At 43.7% G+C, this 23,315-nt stretch carries 16 protein-coding genes and 1 pseudogene; 12 read left to right on the top strand and 5 right to left on the bottom strand.

Annotated elements, in window-relative coordinates; all coding sequences use genetic code 11:
- The first annotated feature begins 22 nt into the window (after positions 1 to 22).
- Positions 23 to 838, top strand: coding sequence for an alpha/beta fold hydrolase (locus tag V7L29_RS01915; protein WP_334734357.1), 816 nt, complete (start codon positions 23 to 25; stop codon positions 836 to 838).
- Between the two features lie 59 nt (positions 839 to 897).
- Here the strand turns inward: V7L29_RS01915 and V7L29_RS01920 are convergent.
- Positions 898 to 1,089 (bottom strand): annotated as a pseudogene (locus V7L29_RS01920) (hypothetical protein); the annotation flags it as partial.
- A gap of 338 nt (positions 1,090 to 1,427) precedes the next feature.
- Here V7L29_RS01920 and V7L29_RS01925 point away from each other — a divergent pair.
- Positions 1,428 to 2,585, top strand: a complete 1,158-nt coding sequence (locus V7L29_RS01925) for an FIST signal transduction protein (protein WP_334734358.1) — start codon at positions 1,428 to 1,430, stop codon at positions 2,583 to 2,585.
- Positions 2,586 to 2,592: 7 nt separating this feature from the next.
- Positions 2,593 to 3,684: a sensor histidine kinase gene (locus tag V7L29_RS01930; protein WP_334734359.1), complete on the top strand. Its 1,092-nt coding sequence runs from the start codon at positions 2,593 to 2,595 to the stop codon at positions 3,682 to 3,684.
- A gap of 127 nt (positions 3,685 to 3,811) precedes the next feature.
- Here the strand turns inward: V7L29_RS01930 and V7L29_RS01935 are convergent, their stop codons facing one another.
- A complete protein-coding gene (locus tag V7L29_RS01935) occupies positions 3,812 to 4,648 on the bottom strand; it encodes a pantothenate kinase (RefSeq protein ID WP_334734360.1) in 837 nt (278 codons plus the stop codon).
- Between the two features lie 110 nt (positions 4,649 to 4,758).
- Between V7L29_RS01935 and V7L29_RS01940 the strand changes: the two genes are divergently transcribed.
- From V7L29_RS01940 to V7L29_RS35355, 5 genes are all read left to right on the top strand, one after another.
- Complete coding sequence (locus tag V7L29_RS01940) at positions 4,759 to 6,483, top strand: diflavin flavoprotein (protein WP_334734361.1); 1,725 nt, start codon at positions 4,759 to 4,761, stop codon at positions 6,481 to 6,483.
- 190 nt (positions 6,484 to 6,673) lie between these two features.
- Positions 6,674 to 8,386: a diflavin flavoprotein gene (locus tag V7L29_RS01945; protein ID WP_334692037.1), complete on the top strand. Its 1,713-nt coding sequence runs from the start codon at positions 6,674 to 6,676 to the stop codon at positions 8,384 to 8,386.
- Between the two features lie 140 nt (positions 8,387 to 8,526).
- On the top strand, positions 8,527 to 8,610 hold the full coding sequence (locus V7L29_RS01950; protein ID WP_334734478.1) for a hypothetical protein: 84 nt from the start codon (positions 8,527 to 8,529) through the stop codon (positions 8,608 to 8,610).
- Positions 8,611 to 8,634: 24 nt separating this feature from the next.
- The gene (locus V7L29_RS01955; RefSeq protein ID WP_289796790.1) at positions 8,635 to 8,877 is read left to right on the top strand and encodes a hypothetical protein; all 243 of its coding nucleotides are present in this window, start codon (positions 8,635 to 8,637) and stop codon (positions 8,875 to 8,877) included.
- Between the two features lie 234 nt (positions 8,878 to 9,111).
- A complete protein-coding gene (locus tag V7L29_RS35355; RefSeq protein WP_442944115.1) occupies positions 9,112 to 9,387 on the top strand; it encodes a DUF4440 domain-containing protein in 276 nt (91 codons plus the stop codon).
- Between the two features lie 179 nt (positions 9,388 to 9,566).
- Here the strand turns inward: V7L29_RS35355 and V7L29_RS01960 are convergent, their stop codons facing one another.
- Positions 9,567 to 9,875: an RNA recognition motif domain-containing protein gene (locus V7L29_RS01960; protein WP_334692036.1), complete on the bottom strand. Its 309-nt coding sequence runs from the start codon at positions 9,873 to 9,875 to the stop codon at positions 9,567 to 9,569.
- Positions 9,876 to 10,139: 264 nt separating this feature from the next.
- Positions 10,140 to 10,679 (bottom strand): phycobiliprotein lyase, encoded by a 540-nt coding sequence (locus tag V7L29_RS01965; protein WP_334734362.1) that lies wholly within the window; start codon positions 10,677 to 10,679, stop codon positions 10,140 to 10,142.
- Between the two features lie 730 nt (positions 10,680 to 11,409).
- On the opposite strand from V7L29_RS01965, the gene V7L29_RS01970 reads away from it, so the two are divergent.
- From V7L29_RS01970 to V7L29_RS01980, 3 genes are all read left to right on the top strand, one after another.
- Positions 11,410 to 12,714 carry an efflux RND transporter periplasmic adaptor subunit gene (locus V7L29_RS01970; protein WP_442944116.1) on the top strand — a complete coding sequence of 435 codons (1,305 nt, stop codon included), beginning with the start codon at positions 11,410 to 11,412 and terminating at the stop codon, positions 12,712 to 12,714.
- An 82-nt stretch (positions 12,715 to 12,796) separates the two neighbouring features.
- Positions 12,797 to 16,069: an efflux RND transporter permease subunit gene (locus tag V7L29_RS01975; RefSeq protein WP_334734364.1), complete on the top strand. Its 3,273-nt coding sequence runs from the start codon at positions 12,797 to 12,799 to the stop codon at positions 16,067 to 16,069.
- Between the two features lie 428 nt (positions 16,070 to 16,497).
- Positions 16,498 to 17,025, top strand: a complete 528-nt coding sequence (locus V7L29_RS01980; RefSeq protein WP_334691701.1) for a hypothetical protein — start codon at positions 16,498 to 16,500, stop codon at positions 17,023 to 17,025.
- Between the two features lie 205 nt (positions 17,026 to 17,230).
- On the opposite strand, the gene V7L29_RS01985 is transcribed toward V7L29_RS01980, so the two are convergent.
- Positions 17,231 to 18,289 carry a glycosyltransferase gene (locus V7L29_RS01985; RefSeq protein WP_334734365.1) on the bottom strand — a complete coding sequence of 353 codons (1,059 nt, stop codon included), beginning with the start codon at positions 18,287 to 18,289 and terminating at the stop codon, positions 17,231 to 17,233.
- A 722-nt stretch (positions 18,290 to 19,011) separates the two neighbouring features.
- On the opposite strand from V7L29_RS01985, the gene V7L29_RS01990 reads away from it, so the two are divergent.
- Entirely contained in the window at positions 19,012 to 23,280 is a 4,269-nt protein-coding gene (locus V7L29_RS01990) for a DUF4347 domain-containing protein (RefSeq protein ID WP_334734366.1), read from the top strand.
- Positions 23,281 to 23,315 lie beyond the last annotated feature (35 nt).

Consider the following 23,315-nt stretch of genomic DNA (forward strand, 5'->3'; position numbering starts at 1 on the left):
AAAAGTTAACTACTAAATTAAAATGAATATACTATTCCGTAACTCCCGGAGAAAGCTCTCTCAAGGGCTACTATTCTGGCGTGAAGTCGGTGAAAAAACTCCGATAATTTTTTTACATGGTGCTTGGAATGAGAGCAGTCAATGGTTATCTGTGATGGAGTCCCTTGCAGAAGATTTCCATTGCTTCGCACCTGATTTATTAGGGTTTGGTGAATCAGAAAATCCTAATATCCACCATTCGATAGATTTACAAGTAGAGTGTTTAGCTGAGTTTTTGCAAGCTGTCAAGCTAGAAAAAGTATATTTAGTAGGGCATTCTCTTGGGGGTTGGATTGCTGCTAGCTATGCTTTAAAGTATCCAGAGAAAGTTGATGGTGTGGTACTGCTAGCACCAGAGGGTGTAGAAATAGCAGGACAAGAACAGCATTATCAAAAGATGCGGCGATTATTGAATTATCCGCCACTAGTAGCTAAATTGTTGCGATCGCTAACTCCTTTCACTAAAATTCTGGGTTGGCATGAAAAAATTGCACAGGACTTGCAGCTGCGTCAGTCGCTATTGCCGTATCCCATCGGTTGTCAGTTACTTTTCAAACGGCGACAAGCAGAAATTGAAGCGGAATTAGTTCAAAAGCGGCTTTACATGATAGATGTCCCAGTTTTTATTTTACAAGGTGGTCAAGATACGCCAGATGCTTTAGCTAAGAGCCGGGTTTATGCTCAACTAATGCCGAAAGTCGAGTTCAAAATGATTGCTCATGCCGGAAATGACTTACCAGAATCTTGTGCTGGGGTTGTGGCGATCGAGATTCGGGAGTTTATTAAAGGGTGGGCATAGGGCATTGGTAATTGGAAAAATGCAAGTTACGTATCTTAAAAAGCCATAATTTCAATCAATTAAACTAGCTCATTGAAAGTTTGCTGCCAATTCACTACACATATTCCTTTGCTTTCAAACAGGGATATATGTTTCAAGTTTGTTGTTATAACTATGACCTCATCAAAACTTTTCAATTGCAGAATTGCTTGTGCTGCAAGAATTACATCACCATCCAAGCTATCATTGCTTGCCGTAGGCTTTCCCTGATTTTCCCCTGCTAAAAACCCTCTGCCTCATATATAAAGCTTGCTTTGAAACCCTGCATTTTTCACGGTAGCCTGTATCAGGCGATCGCTCTTACCACAGTTAAACTAACGTCATTGCAGAATTAATCTTAATTCCACATAGAAAGCACAATTTGGCGCTTTGTCTAGCTGTTTTTGTTTGTATTATTTATCATTCATAACCCGCGCATACTTATTTTGATCAGAAAAAGTCAACTGAACTGAGATTTGGTTGCAGGAAATGGGAAATCTAATTGTAGGTAGAGAAAGCTAACATCCGAATTGAATCAGCATACGGTATTTAAACTTACAATGAGGTAGTTGTGTTTCAAGTTGTTGTTGGTCATAATGACGATCCTGATTCTCAAAATGCGATCGCTGAAGTTCTTCAAGAATGTAGCCGTTCCCTTAACGGGTTAATTCCTCAGGCTGGACTTTTATTTACTGCTATCGACTTTGACCATGTATTAATTTTGCAACGCATCCAGGATACTTTCCCTGGAATTGAGTTGATTGGTGGAACTACAAATGGAGAAATCTCCTCAATTCTGGAGTTTCAGCAAGATTCTCTAACCTTAATGCTGTTTGCTACGGATGAAGTCGAAATTCGGGCAGGTATTGGACGAGGAGCATCCAAAAATCCAGCCCTTGCAGCCCAACAAGCAATTGAACAAGCAAAGGCAAAGAGTGCATCTGTGCCACAATTATGCCTCACCTTTCCCGATAGTCTGACGAGCAATGGGGTCTTGATTTTAGAGGGTTTAAAACAAAGCTTGGGAAAGCATATTCCGATTATTGGAGGAATGGCTGCTGATGACTATACCTTTGACAAAACCTACCAATTCTTTCAAGGTGAAGTGTTAAGTGATTCAGTGCCAGTGCTGCTGTTCTTTGGACAACTACTATTTTCCCACGGAGTTGCTAGTGGTTGGACTCCTATCAGTCAACGTAGCCGTGTAACTAAAGTTAATGGCAACGTAGTCTATGAAATTGATGGACAGCGTGCCTTAGATTTCTACCAGCACTATCTCGGTGAAGAACGATTTGCGGCCAACTTTGCAATTCATGCTTTGGCGGTTTTTGAGGATCAAGACTATTTTTATATGCGGGCACCTAATGGTTACGATCAACAATCTGGTAGCGTTACCTTCTTCTCTGATATTCCTGAACAGGCAGTTGTGCAAATCACCGATGCAACTCGTGACAATATTCTGTCAGCTTCTCAGGCATCCCTAAATAATGCTCTTGCTGATTATCCTGGTGTGGAGCCAACAGCAGCGTTACTTATTTCCTGTGCAGCCCGACGGCGAATTCTGGGAACTCTCGCCACACAAGAGTATCAGCTTGTGAAAACTCATTTACCAAAGGCGTTGCCTTGTTGTGGTTTCTACGCTTACGGTGAAATTGCTCCTTTGGTGGATAAAGGTCAAACGCAATTTCATAATAAAACGTTTGTCACACTGCTAATGGGAACAAAATAAGTAGTGTATGGATAACCAAGACGATTTAATCCCGATCCAAGAGTTGGAAAAGAAAAACCGTCTCTTGCAAAAAAAGCTAGAACGCTGTCAAGCTGAACGCCGCCAGCTAGAAACTGACATTGGCACAAAGGAATTTTTACTGAAGAAAGTCATTTATGAGTTAGAAAACTCTCAAAGAGACTTGCAGCACAGAAGCCAAGAATTAGAAAATACATTAGATAGTTTGCATCAAATGCAAGCTCAAATGATTCAAAGCGAAAAGATGTCTGCTCTGGGTCAAATGGTAGCAGGCATTGCTCACGAAATCAACAACCCAGTTAGCTTTATTTATGGCAACCTAAAACCGGCTGATGAATATGCCCAAAATTTATTTTCACTGTTAGATCTCTACCAAAAACATTATCCCCAATCAGTTAAAGCAATTGAGGAGTTTGCAAATCTAATTGAACTAGATTTCTTAAGGTCAGACTTCCCCAAATTATTCAAATCGATGATGATGGGAGCAGAGCGGATTCGAGAGATTGTGCTTTCCCTGCGGACTTTCTCGCGCTTAGACGAAGCTGAAATGAAAGCGGTTGATATCCATGAGGGAATTGATAGTACGATGATGATCGTTCAAAACCGCCTCAAGCCTACTAATCAGCGCCCGCAAATTGAGGTGATTAAAGAATACGGCAATCTCCCCTTGATTGAATGTTATGCTGGGCAGTTAAACCAAGTATTGCTGAATATTTTAGTAAATGCGATCGATGCTTTAGAAGATTCAGTGGTTAGAGGTCGGTGGGCAACACATAAACAACTAAAAATGGATAATCCCCGAATTTATATTCGCACCCAATTACTAGCGCCAAATCAAGTCACAATTCGTATTGCCGACAACGGACTGGGAATATCAGAAGATGCTAAAAAGCAAATATTTAATCCCTTTTTTACGACAAAGCCTGTTGGACAAGGTACGGGGATGGGACTGGCTATTAGTTACCAAATTATCACAGAAAGACATGGCGGTTCTTTAGAATGCATTTCGCAACCAGGAGTTGGTGCTGAGTTTATCATTTGCATTCCCCTGATTCAACAACGTCAAATTTGTAATGCTTGATATTACAGTGATTACATAAAACGGTGATGTTTTGGGTATAACTTAACTACAGGTATTCTTTCTTGATTTTATTCAATCTATGCTTTAATCTGTCTGTTTATCTGGCGATCGCCCCAATATTTACCATTTACTTATCACCCATTAATATTTCCCGCATTCCCCAAAAAATCAAATTTGGTTCGATAATCAAACGCGCTGCAATTTCAGGATACAAAGCTTGTAGATAGTTGAATAATAAAGTGCGATCACCTCCTTTAATTGCAATCTTCCCATTAGTAAATAAGTGCCACCACGCCTCAATAAAATCTTTGATTCCTGCTATTAAAGTGTAAATAACTCCACTGTGAATTGCTTCTATAGTATTCAGCGCAAAACGTGGAGGTAGAGAGGCAAAGTTTTGCATTTCTACTAATGGTAATTGTCCTGTTTTTTCACCGAGAGTCACAAATTGCAAACCTATTCCTGGCAGAATTGCACCTCCAATCAGACATTGATTAGCATCCGCAGCCGTAAAAGTCAGCGCTGTCCCAGCATCAATCACCAACATTGGAAAATCCCACGTTTTGCCTGCACCCCACAAAGCTAAAGCGCGGTCAATTCCTAGTGTAGGATATATACCTTTGAGCGGTACTTGATCTAAGGTAATAACCCGAATATTGGGGTAAATTTGCCAAATAGCAGTTTGGCTGGGAACTACAGAGGCAATGAGGAGAGGGGGGAGGGAATTGCCTCCGTGTGCTTCTTGTTTATCAGTTCTCTGATGGAGTGGAAAAATTTTCTTTAGTAAATTATCCAGCGTTTGACATTCAGCCAACTGCTGTATGAGAGACTCTGGTATATGGTCGGTATCCCAAGCTGAGGAAAGCGTCTCGCCTAGAAACAATGCCCAATGCAGCCGAGAATTCCCAATTTCCAAAGCTAACCAAACATTCTCTGTTTGTTTTGGGTGCTTATACGGTTTCACTGTTTTAACTTTTTTAAGTCAGTTAGAGGTTTTTTAATAAAAATTAACATTCAAGCCGTGTAACAATAAAACCAGAGGAATAAATACTCAATTTGTCAAGGAGGGGAGTTATGGTAGCGCTCACCGAAAAAACTGAAAAACGGCTCACCATACAGCAGGTGGAAATCGCTCAAGAGACGACGGCTATTCGCTCTTTGGATTGGGATCGCGATCGCTTCGATATTGAGTTTGGTCTGCAAAACGGTACTACTTACAACTCGTTTATCATCCGTGGGGAGCAGACTGCCCTAGTTGATACCTCCCACGAAAAGTTTCGTCAACTATACTTTGATACGCTTACCGGACTAATCAAGCCAACAGAGATTGATTATTTGATTATCAGCCATACCGAGCCAGACCACAGCGGTTTAGTTAAAGATTTGCTGCAAATGGCTCCGGAAATTACCGTTGTCGGCTCTAAGGTGGCGATTCAGTTTCTTGAGGATTTGGTACATCAGCCATTTAAACGGCGGATTGTCAAAAATGGCGATCGCTTAGATTTGGGCAATGGTCATGAATTTGAATTTGTGATTGCTCCAAATTTACACTGGCCGGATACCATTTTCAGTTTTGACCACAAAACCCAAATTCTCTATACCTGCGATGCTTTTGGGTTGCACTATTGCTCAGATAGCACCTTTGATGAAAACTTGGCAGCTATCGAAGAAGACTTTCATTACTACTATGATTGCTTAATGGGCCCGAATGCCCGGTCAGTTGTGTCTGCCCTGAAGCGAATGGCGGAACTAAAAACCATTAATATGGTTGCCACAGGACACGGGCCATTATTATCCCATAATGTTGAGGAACTAATTGGACGTTACCGCACTTGGAGCCAAACACAAACCAAGGCAGAAACAACAATTGGGATATTTTACGTTTCCGAATACGGATATAGCGATCGCCTCGCGCAAGCAATTGCCAACGGGATTAGTAAAACTGGTGTCGCCGTAGAAATTGTCGATTTGGGATCTGAAGTCGATTTACAAGAACTGCGGGAACTAGTTAGCCGCTGTACTGGGCTAATCGTTGGTCTACCCCCTGCTTCTGGCGCTGCTAGCATCCAAGCTGCACTCAGTACAGTTTTAGGCTCTGCCAAAGAAAAGCAAGCCATCGGCGTGTTTGAAACTGGCGGTGGCGATGATGAACCGATAGATCCTTTGGTGAGTAAATTCCGGAATTTGGGTTTGATAACAGTTTTTCCAGCAATTCGGATTAAACAAACACCCACAGAAAATACCTACAAGCTGTGTGAAGAAGCGGGTACAGACTTAGGGCAATGGGTAACACGCGATCGCAGTATCAAAGCGATGAAATCCCTTGGTGCTGACTTAGATAAAGCACTAGGTAGAATCAGCGGTGGGTTATATATTATTACTGCTAAAAAAGGCGATGTTTCTAGTGCCATGCTAGCCTCTTGGGTTGCTCAAGCTAGCTTTAAACCATTGGGATTCTCCATTGCAGTCGCCAAAGATCGAGCAATTGAATCACTCATGCAAGTAGGCGATCGCTTTGTTCTTAACATCTTAGAAGAAGGCAACTTCCAACCACTAATGAAGCACTTTTTGAAACGATTTGCCCCTGGCGCAGATCGCTTTGAAGGTGTGAGAACCCAGCCAGCCGAAAATGGTGCCCCCATCCTCAACGACGCCCTTGCCTACATGGAGTGCGAAGTTGTCAGTAGAATGGATTGCGGCGACCATTGGGCAGTATACAGCACCGTCTACGCCGGACGGGTTTCTAAGCCAGATGCTTTGACTGCTGTGCATCACCGTAAAGTTGGTAATCACTATTAGGGAATGGGGATTAGGGATTGGGGACTAGGGACTAGCGACTGGGGACTAGGAACTGGGAAAAAGTTTTCCAAATACCCAGTCCCCAGTACCCAGTACCCAATTGGGGACTAGGAACTGGGAAAAAGTTTTCCAAATACCCAGTCCCCAGTACCCAATACCCAGTCCCCAGTACCCAATCCCCAATAAAGCCATGTCAACAAACAAACCCCGTGACGTTCAAGTTTATCCAATAGCTACAGATACAAGAATACTGCGATCGCGCAGTTGGTCTAGGCTCAGATTTGAAATTGAATATGCTCTTGCTAAGGGTACAACTGCTAATTCTTATTTAATAGAAAGCGAGAAAACTGCCATAATCGATCCTCCAGGGGAAACCTTTACGCAAATTTATTTAGAAGCATTGCAGCAGCGTTTCCATGTCGAAGAGTTAGATTATGTAATTTTGGGACACGTAAATCCTAACCGGGCTGCGACTTTAAAAGCTTTGTTAGAAATTGCCCCGCAAATCACTTTTGTTTGTTCTAATCCAGGGGCGAAAAATTTACGTGGGGCACTAGAAAATCCAGATCTGCAAATTCTTGTGATGCGGGGCGAAGAAACTCTGGATTTAGGTAATGGGCATAATTTACAATTTATTCCCACCCCTAATCCCCGCTATGCAGATCAACTTTGCACCTACGACCCGCAAACTGAAGTTTTGTACTCAGATAAGTTATTTGGGGCACATGTTTGTGGAGATCAGGTATTTGATGAAGGCTGGGAAATATATAACGAAGATCGGCGTTATTATTTTGATTGCCTCATGGCTCCCCACGCCCGTCAAGTTGAAACAGCGCTGGATAAACTTGTCGATTTTCCCGTGAGAATGTATGCCACTGGGCACGGGCCTTTGGTACGCTATGGCCTAATCGAACTGACCAAAGCTTATCGGGAATGGAGTCAACAGCAAACATCTGCTGACTTGACAGTAGCGTTAATTTATGCATCAGCTTATGGAAATACAGCAACCTTAGCTCAAGCGATCGCTCGTGGGATCACAAAAGCTGGCGTTGCCGTAGAATCGATTAACTGCGAATTTACTGAACCAGAAGAAATCCGGGCGGCTGTGGAAAAAGCCAGTGGTTTTATCATGGGTTCTCCTACTCTCGGCGGTCATGCACCCACACCCGTGCAAACAGCTTTAGGGATTGTGCTATCCACGGCTACTAACAATAAACTCGCTGGAGTTTTTGGTTCCTTTGGCTGGAGTGGGGAAGCGGTTGATTTAATTGAGGATAAATTAAAAGATGCTGGCTATCGGTTTGGTTTTGATACCATCCGCGTAAAATTCAAACCCAACGATGCCACCTTACAATTGTGTGAAGAAGCTGGAACCGACTTTGCTCAAGCACTGAAGAAAGCTAGAAAAGTGCGATCGCCAAGGCAACCTGCAACAAGTGTAGAACAAGCAGTTGGTCGGATTGTCGGTTCTCTTTGTGTTCTGACAGCAAAAGAAGGCGATCGATCCAGTGCCATGTTAGCCTCTTGGGTGTCTCAAGCTAGCTTTAGTCCCCCTGGTTTAACCATAGCTGTAGCTAAAGAACGCGCAGTAGAAACACTGACACACTCAGGCAATAAATTTGTCCTCAATATTCTTAAAGAAGGGAATCATTTGGGGTTGATGAAGCACTTCCTCAAACCCTTCGGCCCAGGACAAGACCGATTTGCTGATGTCGCCGCCCAAGAAGCGGAAAGCGGTTCTCCCATACTTACCGATGCCCTAGCATATCTCGAATGTTCTGTACAAAACCGGATGGAATCTGGTGATCACTGGCTGGTTTATGCGACTGTTGAGAGTGGCAAATTGCTAGATACTGATGGCGTTACAGCTGTGCATCATCGCAAGTCGGCAACTCATTATTAATCAATCATGGTCAATTTTCGACCCCAGCCGATTTTTGCTAGTACAATTGTTTCCCTCACCGCTAGCGGGGTGGGGTGCTTTAACTGGCAGTCATCTTTGATGATGAAGCGCACTCTATAGATGAGCAGCGAGAAATCATTATTGGTCACTCTCAACAAAATCTCTTGCTGTTGATTTCCTTTACTGAGCGCTCTAACGCTATCCGTATCATTAGCGCCGTCTAGCTACTCGAAAGGAACGTGAAGATTATGAACGAAACACCCTTTGAAAAATCGCAAAATTCTGACGACGAGCTTCAGGCTGAGTATCGCTTCGATTATCAGAAGGCAAAGCCCAATCGCTTTGCTGCCCGTAGTGGAACGCAACAATTAACAGTTGTGGTCTTAGATGAAGATGTGGCTCAGGTTTTCACCACACCAGAATCGGTCAATAAAGTGTTAAGGGCGTTGATTGAGTCAATGCCACAAGCAGCAAACGGCGAGACAGCCTAACAACCCCATTGCATCAGGCGGTTGCAAGCCGTCTTGTCAAAGACATAATCAACTCCAGTAAGTAGATGAAAGCAGACTATTTAGAGGAATCACTTCTTTGTGAGTTGGAGGAGCGTTTGCTTCAATCGGATGTACGAAAGTCGGCGTTGCATATTTGCAGGATGTTTTTTAATTTTTGTGAATTCATAAACCTAATTCCTTCGCGCACTTTGCGTCTTCGCGGTTCAATAATTCATCCCTGTTTTATGCAACGCCCGAAAGTCAGCTAAAGATGTCATGGACTTACTTGCTGACGAGTTTATTGAGTTCGGAAGTTCAGGGCGTGTTTTTGATAAACAGCAAATTATCAACAGCTTGCAGAATGAACCCATCGAACCCCTGACTCAAAGATCGATAATGGAATTCAAAACGTTAGTTTTAGCAACAGGAGTTGTTTTAGTAACCTATCGTATAGTCAAACATAGTGGATCTGGCGAATACCCTGTTCATTCGCTGCGAAGTTCCATCTGAAAATTGAACAATAATCGATGGAAAATGATCTTTCATCAAGGCACTCTAGTTAAAGAATCATAGGTGCGGTATACCAAGCAACTATCGGAAATTATTCATAGTTCAAGTTTTGTATAGAAAAGGCTCAAGCATTGTTGCCTGAGCCTTTTTTTCAATTAAGTTACTTCAGTCTACTTGGCTTAGTAGCGGTTGTTACGGAAGTTACCGCCGCCACCACGGTTACCACCGAAGGAACCACCTCTGTCTTCTCTGGGCTTGGCCTTATTGACTTTGAGGTCACGACCCAGCCATTCAGCACCATCAAGAGCTTCAATGGCTGCTGTTTCTTCAGCTTCTGTACCCATTTCCACGAAAGCAAAGCCGCGTAAACGGCCTGTTTCACGGTCAGTGGGTAGCTGAACGCGTTTTACAGAACCATATTCTGCAAAAACAGCATTCAGCGCATCTTGTGTAACTTCATAGGAGAGGTTACCTACATAAATTGACATGGAATGTCTCCAAAATCATAAGTTTGTAGAGATTTAGATTTCGGAGAGAAGTCTGTAATACCAAAAGGGAAAAGCCTGTCAATACTAAAAACAAACACTGTCGCCGAATTAATTCTCATTTCACTTCCCATGATGACATAGCAATTAATTTTCTAGGAGAAAGTTTAAAAACCTGTTATAAAAAGTTATATTACCAGTTGATAGCTAGGTGCTGACTAGTCTCAAAACGAGTGAGGCTGTAGCCAGTTGCATCCACCCGATAAACTAATCCATTCTCTTTTCTAAATATTGACCGATCATCAACTGCTCACCAGCACGAGAGATAATGGTTTGTCTGGTGCGATATTTGCTGCCAATTAGCTTTAACTCTTCCTCGAACATTGAACCATTGTATTCAGTTCGCAAAAACAGTGTTTTAGGGTTGGAGAAATAATACTGGGCAGTGACTGGTTTGGATATGGCAAAACCGCGATCGCGATACAAAATGTTTCCCATAGCCCCAAATATTGTTGAACCTTGCGACTCTTTCTTGGCCTTGGGCACATCCGTACTTTCCCATGTAACTGCTGCACCACAGATCAAACTGACTGTATCAGGTAAATCATGCATCTGAGCTAGCTTTTGCAATTCATCACAGCCCTGCTCTAGAAAATTGATCGTAACTATACTCTCCATCTCCTTGGTTTCTCCCTGAGGTAGGGTGTAATAGCGTCGTTGCGACCGCCACTTACCCGCTGATTCCTGAAAAAATTCCGAAATCTGGGATTCATCTGTAGTTTGTACAATTTTTAGCAATGATGTCACTCGTAACTTTCCTCATTTAAGAATTATGGCTGTAGTACATATCGGCCTTTTCTTTGCTGTATATGCAATTGCTTGATCGAAATTCTACAGCGTAAAAAAAAAGCAATTTATCTTTACTATTCTTAATATATCGGCTCAAGCGTAAAAATTACTAGGCATTTTGCTATAGTTAAGTTTTGCTATGTAAGCAGAAGTATAGTTATTTGATACTGCCCATTTTAGAAGTAGGGCGTAAAAGTCCGATATCTTCAAGAAACGCTACTCTTCTCCTAAGGGCAGATTGCAAGAAATTTAAAAGTATTTATACTAAATTAATAATTGCGTCTGTTGCTAAAAAATTGCCTACTCGATGTAATGAGTTAAAGTGGTGAGAATTTTTCGTGATAAAAAGTAGTTTTTGATACATAATTCTGCAAGAAGATAGTTAATTGACTCTCGCCGCTTTTCATTGGTCATAATGTCTCAAAATTACTTGGTAATGCACGGCTGTTTAACCCCAAAAGCTCCCCAAATAGGAGAAAAATAAATGATTTTGGACAGAAATAAGCCGCAAAAGCAGGCGAAAATCTCACCTTTCGCAGCCGCTAACCAGGTAATTAATGTCCTGTTAGATTCAGTTGTGAAGACTGATGTGGCTGTCGCAGATGTAAAAAGTAGCGTTGACACAAAGGTGTCTTCCCCTTTTGCACCCATATTATTAATTCCCTGTTTGCTGGGCATAGGACTGCTGATGGCGAATTGCGGATCACTGCCCAAGGAATCGGCTGATGCAGAATCTCAGAGTCCTGGTAGTGGACAACGTGGTGGTGCAACGGCTGTAGATGTGGCGATCGCTCGGACTGACTTACTCGAAAAACAACTAGAATACACAGGTAATACAACACCCTTTCGGATTGTATCAGTGCGATCGCAGGTGGAAGCCCGGTTGTTGGCTTTGAACTTAGATGTAGGCGATACGGTAAAGCTTGGACAAAACATCGGGCAGTTAGATGATGCCATACTTTTGACCGAATTAAACCAAGCCCAAGCAGAATTAGCAGCCCTCAAATCAGAAGTAGCTAAGGCAACTAATCAGGTAAGCAATGCGCGTGCAGACGTTGAACGCGCACGGTTAGAAGTGGTACAAGCTCAGGCAGACTCCCAACGCCAACAAAATCTATTCAAAGCCGGAGCGATCGCTGAACAAAATGCCCAGCAAGCGGGTACCCAAGCAAAAACAGCAGCCCAGGCATTGCGGGCAGCCCAAGAGCAAGTCCGTACAGAACAGCAAGCCGTCGCTGCTGCTCAAGGTAGAGTATTAGCCCAGCAGGCATTGGTTGCCCAAACCAAAGAGCGCAGGTCTTACGCTCAGTTGACATCCCCTATTACTGGCGTAGTCACACAAAAGGTTACAGAACCCGGCAACCTTCTGCAAGCAGGTAGCGAAGTCTTGAAAATTGGCGACTTTAACCGTGTCAAAGTCATCGTGCAAGTTTCCGAGTTAGAACTGGCACAAATTCAGGTTGGGCAGTCTGTACAAGTCCGCTTAGATGCCTTCTCCAACGAAAGATTAATTGGCAGAGTTACGCGCATTTCTCCAGCTGCGGATGCCACCGCTCGTTTGATACCTGTAGAAGTAGTGATTCCCAACACTCAAGGCAAGATTGGCAGTGGATTGCTGGCACGAGTCAATTTTGAAAACCAGACGCAACAGCGTGTAGTCGTGCCGCAAACAGCTATTCAGAAAGCAGGCAGTAAAAACTCCAAGGGTACAGGGGAGACGCAAACAAATGTACGACAGGATTCTTCTTTGCCTAACACATCTAGTACAGCAGAGGCAAAGTCACAAGACCAAAGTGGGGCAATATTTGTCGTCAAAGACACAGAAGGTAAAACGAAGGTAACAGCACGAGCCGTTATGTTGGGAAAAAAGGCTGATGGGAGAGTAGAAATTTTATCCGGTTTGCAAGCGGGAGAGCGCTATGTTGTTCGTAGTGGTAAGCCGTTAAAAGAAGGTGACACTGTAAGTCTTTCAATTCTTTCAGAAAAGCAATAGTAGGGTGAACAATAACCACCATACCAATGAAAAAAGTACTCAGTAGTCAGCACTTAGCACTTAGCACTTAGCACTTAGGATCATGCAACAAGCAAATAATAATAATGGCAATGGCGGATTTAGTCTTAGTGCGATCGCTATCCGCCAACACATTGGTACACTCATGCTCACCGTGGCAGTAATTGTCATTGGGATATTTTTTCTCACAACCATTCAAGTCGATCTCCTACCCTCAATTACCTATCCCCGAATTGGGGTTCGGCTAGAAGCCCCTGGTATTTCACCAGAAGTAGCAGTAGATGAAATCACCAGACCCTTAGAAGAAGCTTTATCGGCAACCGAGAATGTAGTGCAAGTTTTCTCCCGAACTCGTGAAGGACAAGTAAGCCTCGATTTATACTTCCAACCAGGGGGCGATATTGACCAAGCCCTAAACGATGCTACTGCTGCTTTTAACCGAGGTCGAGGACAACTGCCAGATACGATAGAGGAGCCGCGCTTATTTAAAGTCGATCCTTCCCAATTGCCGGTTTATGAATTGGCATTGACATCTGCTTCTTTACCTGGTAAAGATTTACGTGTATTTGCTGACGAAGACTTAACCCGTGAACTCAGTGTCGTGCCGGGAGTCGCTTCTGTTGATGTATCTGGTGGTGCAGAGGAAGAAGTACGGGTGCTTGTTGACTTAAACCGATTGCAAGCTTTGGGTGTGGGGTTAAATGACGTATTAGAAGAATTAACAGCCCGTAACCAAGACACTTCTGGTGGTCGGATTCTAGGGCAAAATTCTGAGCCATTAACTCGGACTGTAGGACGCTTCCAAAATGCCCGTGAAATTGAAAACCTTTCGTTGGAAGTTTCCTCCTCTTCCCCTGCCTTTCCTGCCTTCCCTGCTTCCTCTACTCCTCCTCGCCGCGTTTATTTGCGAGACTTTGCTGAGGTAATTGATGATACAGAAGACCAGCGACTATTTGTTTACCTTAACCGTCAGCCTGCGGTGAAATTTTCAATCCAAAAGCAGCCTGAGGCCAACACAATCACAGTTGTAAATGCTGTTAAGCGGCGAATTGAACAATTACGGCAATCGGGTTTAATTCCAGCAGACATGACTTTGAGTCCGACCACAGATGAATCTATCTTCATCCGCAATTCTTTAAATGATGTGATCTTTTCGGGGATTTCTGGGGCATTGTTAGCAGCAGCAGCAGTGTTGTTATTTTTGGGATCATTCAGGCAAACATTGATTATCAGTTTGACGATTCCGCTGTGTACTCTGACAGCGATCGCTATGATGAAAATATTTGGTCTGACTTTAAATGTTTTTAGTTTGGCAGGTCTGACATTAGGAGTTGGTCAAGCAATTGATACATCCGTTGTGATCCTAGAAAACATTTCCGAAAAAGCGGGGATGACTCCTAATCAAAGAGAGAGAGGGGAGCAGGGGGAGCAGGGAAGGCAGGGTAATTCCAAATTTTTTATTGACAGTGCCATTAATGCTTCCCAAGAAGTAGAATCTGCTTTAGTTGCTGCTACAGGTGCCAACTTAGTTTCTGTAGTACCATTTCTCTTAATTGGCGGCTTTATTGCCCTGCTATTTAATGAACTGATTCTGACAATTAGCTTTGCAGTAGCAGCATCCCTTGTCGTCGCAATTACAGTAGTGCCGATGCTGTCTTCTCGACTTTTGGGAATTCGCTGGTCTAGTCGGATCAGTGAATTTTGGCTGCTTAAACAGTTTAATCACCGATTTGAAGATGCTACGCTCTTATACGGTAACTTCTTAACCAAGGTTTTACGTTATCGGCTCCTCGTAGTTACCGCTGCTTTGGTAATTTTAGGCGGTAGCAGCTTCTTTATGTTTGGTCAAATTCCCCAAGAAATTTTACCCCGCATCAGTACTGGTCAAGCTAACTTGAGAGCGCAGTTTCCGCCCGGTACACCTCTAGCAACTTCCCAAAAAGTTATGCAAGTTGTTGATGACATTTTGCTCAAACAACCAGAAACCGAGTCTGCTTTCACAACTGTAGGTGGTAATTTATTTGGTAGCAATACTACAGAAAATCCTTTACGTGCCAGCAGCACCATCAATCTAAAACCAGGCACAGATGTTGAAGCTTTCGTCAAAAAAGTAACTCAAGAATTTAACAAACTCAACTTAGCAGGAATTCTGCTGCGCCTCAATCCTGGTCAGGTGCGGGGTTTAATCTTGAGTAATTCTCCAGTGCAAGGGTCAGAAATTGACGTGATTCTGCAAGGTGAGAATGAACAAAACTTAACGCAAGCAGGAGCCCAAGTGCTGCAAGCATTGCAGGAAAGGGCAAAATTAGCAACATTCCGACCAGATGCCGACCCCCGGCAACCGGAAATCCAAATTCGCCCCGACTGGGAAAGGGTTTCGGCTTTAGGGTTGAGCGCCGGGCAAATTGGTGCAACAGTTCAGACAGCAATTGAAGGTTCAGTTCCCACGCAAATTCAACGCGGTAATCGTTTAGTTGATGTGCGAGTGCAGCTAAATAAACAAGCCATCCAGCGTCCTTCCCAGCTAGAGCAATTACCGCTATTTACAGAAAACAATCACCTAATCCGGCTTTCAGATGTTGCAAACATTCAAGAAGGGCAAGCGCCTGGTGAGGTGCAACGGATTAATCAGCGCCAAGCTTTTATTGTGGCAGGTAATCTCAGCGAAGGAGCTAGTCTTGGTGAAGCGATCGCAGAAGTCAACGAGGTACTCAAGGATGTAGACTTACCTGATGGGGTTTCAATTGTGCCTAGTTCTGCCCAAGAAACTAATCAGCAACTTCAGGATGCTTTAAAAACTTTGGGGGCGTTAGCGACATTCTTAATTTTTGTAGTTATGGCGGTGCAATACAATTCGCTGATTGACCCATTGGTAATTATGTTCACCGTACCACTGGCATTAGCTGGGGGAATTTTTGGACTTTACATTACCAAAACTGCAATTGGCGCAACTGTAATTGTTGGCGTTGTGCTGCTGGTAGGAATTGTGGTGAACGCAGGGATTCTAATGGTAGAACTAGCAAATCAAATTCGGGAAGAAGAAGATTGTACTCGCCAAATTGCGATCGTGAAAGCTGCTCCTCAACGCTTGCGCCCAATTATCATGACCACAGTCACTACCATTTTGGGACTGTTTCCCTTGGCGTTGGGTATTGGCGAAGGTTCCGAGTTTTTGCAGCCCTTAGGGATTGTAGTTTTCTTTGGGATGGCGATCGCAACAATGCTGACATTATTTATCATCCCCTGTTTTTATATCCTGCTGCACGATTTGCTAGGTAGAAATTGGGCGAAGCCAGTGTTTATCCGGTTACGTAGATTTACGAAAAAATTTATTTGAATTCTTGATAGGGATTAATACAAAACTACCCTGCTTTAATACTCAACCTTTCTTATCAAGTTTGTTTCTCACCAACTCCTCCATTGCCTATAACCCAACCTACCCTACCCCCTTGCATAATGTTATTATCCACAGGATTTCAAGGGCATTAAATAGCCTTTTGTCAGGGCAGGACTGGCAAAGGGCTGGTTGTTTGAAGAAGCAGCTGACCACAGCATATTTAACGCTTGTCACTAGCTGTTGGTAGTTGTTACTGAAAAGTATCCAGTTATAAACTTTTCCTGAAGCTGAATAAGTTTATTTGCTTATACATAGAATTGTCGGGAGTGGATACTACCGCAGTAGCCCACACTCACCCAAAACTGACAATTACTTCCGGTTAAGATCATCGACTGCTGAAATTAGTAGGCTATCTGGAGAAATTTATTATGCTACAGTCATTTATCCGCAACCCTTTTAATGCTGCCACGTTAACGATTTGTGTATTGTCGGCACTCACTATTCCCAACTTTGTGCAGATTCACAAAGCCGAAGCTGAATCCATAACGGATTGTCGCAAATTGGTGACAGGCACATACCTTACAACAAACTCTGGTGACTTCGGTTCGTTTCCTAGTATTATAACGTTCACTGAAGATGGCAACATTTTTGTCACTGCCTCAAACCAAAGTGGTGTTCCCTCTATCCAACCCTATGGTAATGTACAGGGCAGTTGGAAGTGTACTTCAGACAAAGAGATTACCGCCACGACATTCGACTTCACTTACCCAACAGCGACATTATCCGGCAAAATTGCCAGAAGCGATTTTCGTGCGACATTTGCTCCGAAAACGGGGATAGTGCAAGCAACAGCAACAGTTCGGTTCTTCAATCTAAATGCAAATCTGCTCAAAGATAATGCCCCGGTAGCAGGAAGGTTCACTTTCACAGGGCAGCGTGTAAAACCTGGACAATAACACACTAAATTCAGTTTGGGAGATCGCTTCAGTAACGTAACCCATTCGTGAGACGTTAGAATTATATACTATTTGTTAATAAGCAATAGTACTTAAAACTTTGGGGAAAATTGGGGTTGAAAACACAATTTTTGGCAGGTGTACTGGTCTTTGGCGCTTTAGGCGTAGCTTTAAAACTAAAGCGATCGCTACGCTGTTAACACTCTTACTCTGTAATTAACTCACCATACACTACCAGTGTTTCCTGATGGACACGGGCAACAGTTAGCCACTCTAGGTTTTGATTTGCCCGCTGTTTCCACTCATGCAGCATATAGGCATTACTCAGTAATTGCACTAAAACCCCAGCTAAAGCATTACTATCTTTTACTGGGACTAAAAGACCTGCTTGTCCATTGTCCAAGGCTTCAGGAATTCCATCTACCTGAGTGCCAATGATCGCAGTTCTAGCTTCCCTAGCTTCCGAAAGTACCAGAGGGCAAGGGTCACGATGGGAAGCCAACACAAATATGTCACAAGATATGAGATAGCGTTGAGGTTCCGGTTGGAAGCCTTCAAAATGAATGCGTTCTTTTACAGAAGTTGCTTGTGCTTGTGCTTCAAATAGTTGTTTATCAGGGCCATTTCCGATCAAATAAAGGTGCGCTTGGGGAAAATCTGAGGCAATTTGTTCAAAGGCAGCGATTAACTCAGTGATTCCCTTACGTTGATACATCCCGGCTACAGTGGCGATTGCTGGACGCTGTAATGGCAAAGGTTGATAATCCTGTATTTGTCGCGTGCGGGGACTACCCAAAGTTCCGTTGCATACCACCCGCAACTTATTTTCTGGGATACCGCGCCTTGCCATAGAATCTCGCACAGCCTTGCTGACGGCAATTACCCTATCAGCTAAACCCATCAGCAGGCTGGAACGCTGAAATTCGTTGTGGACTGTAGAAACTAAAGCATACTTATGCCGTTTAAAAATGCGTGCTAGTATGACTCCTGTCATCATATGTGCATGAACAATATCCGGCTGAAATTCTCCTGCGATCGCCCGGTAACGTACAGCTGCTTTGATAATACTTATCGGTTTCCTGGTTTGGTCTAGTTGGTAGTGTTTGACGCCACAAATATTTAGTAATTTCTCATATTCACCACCAGCAGAAATAACCGCTACCTCATAACCAGATTTTGCCTGTAAACAAGCCAAGTCTACAGCCACATTCACAATACCGTTACCTATTTCTTGAACGTGGTTCAAAATATGTATGATTCGCATAATCTTTGAGATATGTATAATAAATCAAGATAAGTAACTGTGTGTAAATCAACATAATTATTGAGGTCTTCAGCGACAACTCAAAAGTAGTTAGTAGTGCGTAACAATGACCACTTGCTACTGACCAAGAGCGCTTCTAACCAGTTACTTAGCTTAAAGACTTATTCAGTAACGGCTCGAGAAATCGGGGTAAAACTCCAAAATTCTGAAGACCAAATCTGCTATTTAAGCCGCTACAGCTTTATTTCCGATTCCCCAATAGCTACGACTAGCATGAGCCAATACCCTAGCATCGTACTTTACAAATATGGATACGATTCAACACAGGAGCGCCAAAGCCTTTTTGAGTTCTGAGTCCTCTTAGGTTGAAACAAGCTATGCTACCATCTTTTGAAGGAACTCAGCGGTACTAGCAGGAACTTTAGCTATTTAGTTAAATTACTTACAGCGTATTGCAGGTAAATGAAATACACGGGTAGGGGTACAGCCATGTTCCCTACGATGATCTGTACCTCACCTTGGCGTAGCCCAAGGTAGAGAAGTTGCAATCTGCTGTACTTTTCTGGCTTTACAAAAACAGCAACTTAGGTGACGATAAGAAAGAAGGAAATTAATAGTAATAAATAGTTCATTATTACTGTTAAAAGCTGTGTGAAAACCCGGTTATGACAAAGCTTCAGTCAGTTTTAGATCAACTCATAACCTTAGTTTGAAGTAACAAAATGGCAACGTTACATACTCCACACTTCCAATTAAATTCCATAATTACCACCTCATATACGCATAGCCTCGTCTTCATCGACACGGCAGTTGAAGACTATCAGAGTTTAGTTAACGGTGTTATCCCCGACACTGAAGTATTCGTTATTGACTCCACACAGGACGGTGTTGAGCAAATTACGGAGATTTTGGCAACTCGTGCTGACCAGAATCTTAGCAGCATTCACATAGTTTGCCACGGTGCCCCCGGTAGCTTGCAACTGGGTAATACTCACTTGGGACTCGATACCCTCGAATACCATAGCCAGCAACTGCAACAATGGCAGAAGATATTTTCCGCCTCGCCCAAATCCGATAAATCATTAATGACATCCGCTACAAAATCTGTAGCCAACTTACTCATCTATGGTTGCAACGTAGCTGACGGTGATGTGGGGGCAGAATTTATTGCCAAACTGCACCAACTCACAGGAGCAAATATTGCTGCTTCGCGTCAGCGGATAGGCAATGCAGCATTAGGCGGCAACTGGGAGTTAGAAGTCCACACCGCTGATATGGAAGTAAATCTTGCGTTTGCAGAAACGACGCGAGAAGCTTACCCAGGAGTACTAGCAACGTTCACGGTGAATAATACTGGAGACACAGATGATGGTAATGCAAACAACGGCATCACTACTCTAGGGGAAGCAATTAACTTAGCCAATGCTACTGCTGGGGATGATACCATTACCTTTGGGGGAGTGTTCAACGATACAACACCAGATACCATCACCCTCACCTCTGGGCAACTGACGATTACCGATGATGTGACCATCTTGGGCACTGGGGTATCGAACCTCACCGTGAATGGAAATAATGCTTCCAGAGTGTTCGAGATATCGGGAATAGGCAGAGATGTCAGTATTGATGATTTGGCGATCGCTAATGGTAATGATAGCGGTATTTTGGTCAATACCAATACCATCCTTAGCCTGACCAATAGTAATGTCTTTGATAATACGGCAACCTCCAGCGGCGGCGGTATCAATAACGAAGGTACCCTTAAGCTTACCAATACTAATGTCTCTGGCAATACGGCACCCTCTAACGGCGGCGGTATCAATAACAAAGGCATCCTCAGCATAACTAAAAGTAGCGTCTCTGAGAATACGGCAACCTCCAGCGGTGGCGGCATTTATAGCGAAGGCATCCTCAACCTAACTAAAAGCAGCGTCTCTAACAATACGACAACCTCCATCGGTGGCGGCATTTATAGCGATGGCGACTTCAAGCTTACCAATAGCACTGTCTCTAACAATACGGCGAACAACGGCGCCGGCATTTATAACGGAGGAACTAATGGTGCTTTTAACATCGGTACAGCTACCTTGACTAATAGCACTGTCTCTGGTAATGAGGCATTAGAGGATGGCGGTGGCATTTATAACTTTAGCAGCCTTAGCCTCATCAACAGCACGATTACCAATAACACTGGGGACTCAAACGATGATGGTGTTGGTAACGCTGGTGGCGTTTTCAGTAGTGAGTCTGATATATACAACAACCCACTCAGCGTTGTGGGCAACACCATTATTGCAGGCAACTTCGACAAATCTAGCTCCGGGAATATCAACCCCGACGTGTCCGGCAGCAGTTTCAAAGATTCGGGCAATAATCTGATTGGTAATCAGACTGGTAGCACTGGTTTTACCACCAGTACCTTAGTGGGCACCAACGCTAACCCCATTGACCCAAAGCTCGGGCCGTTAGAAAATAACGGTGGTGTAACCTTAACTCATAGCTTACTTGCAGGTAGTCCTGCCATTAACGCAGGCGATAATTCCCTAGTTGCAACTAGTGTCACTACTGACCAAAGAGGTGTTGGATTTAACCGAGTTTTCAATAGTACAGTTGATATTGGTGCTTATGAAGTCCAGTCTCCCATTACCCCATTACCTGTTAACACTGACACAGTAGTGACTAATACCAACGATTCTGGGGCAGGGTCGTTGCGGCAGGCACTTCTGAATGCTAATGCGACTGCTGGGGCGGATACGATTACCTTTGCAGGCGGCGTGTTCACTGATGCCACTCCAGATATCATTACCCTTACCTCTGGGCAACTGACGATTACTGATGATGTAACCATTGTGGGAACTGGAGCATCTAAGCTGACCATCAGCGGCAATAATGCCTCCAGTGTATTCGAGATCACGGAGGCAGGAACAGATGTCAACATTGATGGCTTGAAGATTGCCAATGCCAATGATGTCATATATGGCAGTATTTTACTCAATAGCAATGCCAGCCTCAACTTGACTAATAGCACTGTCTCAGATAATCAGGGAGCAGTAGGAGGCATCTTTAACAGAGGCAACCTCAGTCTGACCAACACCACTGTCTCAGGCAATCGGGGGTCATCATTAGGCGGTGGTGTATTTAACACAGGTACTCTCAGCCTGACTAACAGTACTGTCTCTGGTAATAGTGCATACATCTACAGATCATTCAATGCCTACGGCGGCGGCATATTTAACACAGGCACCCTCAAAATAACGGGAAGCACTGTTTCTAATAATACGTCATACGCCAATGGTCTGGAGTACCGTGCTCCTAACCCCTACCCGTCCTATGCTGGTGGCATTTATAACTCCGGCACTGTTGATATATCGGGAAGCACTATCTCTGGTAATGAGGCAGGAGACGGCGGTGGCGTCTTTAACGATGGTACTTTTAGCCTGACTAACAGCACTGTCTCTGATAATAATGTATATACTAGAGGCGGTGGCATCTATAACAACAGCGGCACTCTCACCCTTACCAACGACACTATTACCAATAACGAGGCAAAAGGTAGCTACAACGGTGATCCTGATAATAGCGGCATTTTCAATGAATCTGATGGTACTGTTATCGTTGGAAACACTATCATTGCAGGTAACTTAAAGTATGGTGTTTCCAGCGACGTTGAAGGCAACTTCACCGACCTCGGCAATAACTTGATTGGCGATAACACTAATAGCACGGGCTTTACTACCAGCACCCTCGTCGGCACCAGCGCCAACCCCATCGACCCCAAACTCAGCCCTTTGCAAAATAACGGTGGTGCAAACTTTACTAATGCCTTACTTGCAGATAGTCCCGCCATTAACGCAGGCAATAATACTCTGATTCCAGCAGGGATCACCACCGACCAACGCGGCGCTGGATTTGACAGAATATCTAAGGGTACAGTTGATATTGGTGCCTTAGAGTTTAACGGGGTGAATGGAACCAATGGCGCTGATAATCTCGTAGGCAACAATTATGGTGACATAATTAACGCTCAAGACGGGAATGATACCATCACAGGTAATCAAGGCAACGACATCCTAACTGGTGGCGGTGGCAAAGATAAATTTGTTTACAATTTAGGTGACGGTGTTGATACCATCACCGATTTTGCTGGGCTAGGTAAAGGCTCAAATCCCTCGGCAGCAATCATTGGCGAATTGGATACTCTGAAATTCCAAGGTACTGGATTGACACCTCGAAATCTGCTACTCACTCAAAATAGTAACAATCTTGAAATCACCTTTGAAGGGGTGGCTGATGACAAAGTTATTCTGCAAAACTTTCCCTTGGAAAACCTAGACAACCTCTCCACCATCGGTAATATCCTATTTGATGAGCAAACCAGCATTCGTGACAGCTTTGATGTCTTTAATGCCAACTCCACTCAAAGCAGCATATTCAACAAAAACACAGTCACTTTTCTTAATGACCTGAACAACAATGTCAATGGCTTTGACAAATCAGATGATGTGATTAATGGTCAGGGGGGTGATGACCGCATCGACGGCAAGAGTGGCAACGACCTGCTACGCGGTGGTGCAGGTAATGATACCCTGCTTGGTGGTGCAGGTAATGACACCCTTTTTGGTGGTGCAGGTAACAATAGCCTCATCGGAGGTGCTGGTGATGACATCCTATTTGCTGGTGATTCTAATGATACCCTGACTGGCGGTAGTGGTCATGACCAGTTTATCCTCCAAACCTCGAGCTATGTCGGTGATACAATCACTGACTTTAATCAGAGCGAGGATAAGTTAGTCCTTACTGACGTGTTTAAGAATCAGGGCTACACTGGCAGCAATCCCATCTTAGATGGCTACTTACAGTTTGTGCAATCGGGTACTTCTACACAAGTTAATTACTCTTACTATGGTGATGGTTATTTCAATTACACATTAGCGACTTTGGATAATTTCACTGCGACAAATCTGGTAGTTGGTAGTAACGTCCTTGTCTAGCGCTCACGCCGAAGTCCACCAGTCGCACAGAATTA

It is taken from the genome of Nostoc sp. (assembly GCF_036916575.1).
Taxonomy (GTDB): Bacteria; Cyanobacteriota; Cyanobacteriia; order Cyanobacteriales; family Nostocaceae; genus Nostoc.

Excerpts from the sequence above, each read along its gene's own strand:
- V7L29_RS01915 (WP_334734357.1), top strand. The coding sequence starts at position 23 with ATGAATATACTATTCCGTAACTCCCGGAGAAAGCTCTCTCAAGGGCTA.
- V7L29_RS01930 (WP_334734359.1), top strand. The coding sequence starts at position 2,593 with ATGGATAACCAAGACGATTTAATCCCGATCCAAGAGTTGGAAAAGAAA.
- V7L29_RS01940 (WP_334734361.1), top strand. The coding sequence starts at position 4,759 with ATGGTAGCGCTCACCGAAAAAACTGAAAAACGGCTCACCATACAGCAG.
- V7L29_RS01945 (WP_334692037.1), top strand. The coding sequence starts at position 6,674 with ATGTCAACAAACAAACCCCGTGACGTTCAAGTTTATCCAATAGCTACA.
- V7L29_RS01955 (WP_289796790.1), top strand. The coding sequence starts at position 8,635 with ATGAACGAAACACCCTTTGAAAAATCGCAAAATTCTGACGACGAGCTT.
- V7L29_RS01960 (WP_334692036.1), bottom strand. The coding sequence starts at position 9,875 with ATGTCAATTTATGTAGGTAACCTCTCCTATGAAGTTACACAAGATGCG.
- V7L29_RS01970 (WP_442944116.1), top strand. The coding sequence starts at position 11,410 with ATGGCGAATTGCGGATCACTGCCCAAGGAATCGGCTGATGCAGAATCT.
- V7L29_RS01975 (WP_334734364.1), top strand. The coding sequence starts at position 12,797 with ATGCAACAAGCAAATAATAATAATGGCAATGGCGGATTTAGTCTTAGT.
- V7L29_RS01980 (WP_334691701.1), top strand. The coding sequence starts at position 16,498 with ATGCTACAGTCATTTATCCGCAACCCTTTTAATGCTGCCACGTTAACG.
- V7L29_RS01985 (WP_334734365.1), bottom strand. The coding sequence starts at position 18,289 with ATGCGAATCATACATATTTTGAACCACGTTCAAGAAATAGGTAACGGT.
- V7L29_RS01990 (WP_334734366.1), top strand. The coding sequence starts at position 19,012 with ATGGCAACGTTACATACTCCACACTTCCAATTAAATTCCATAATTACC.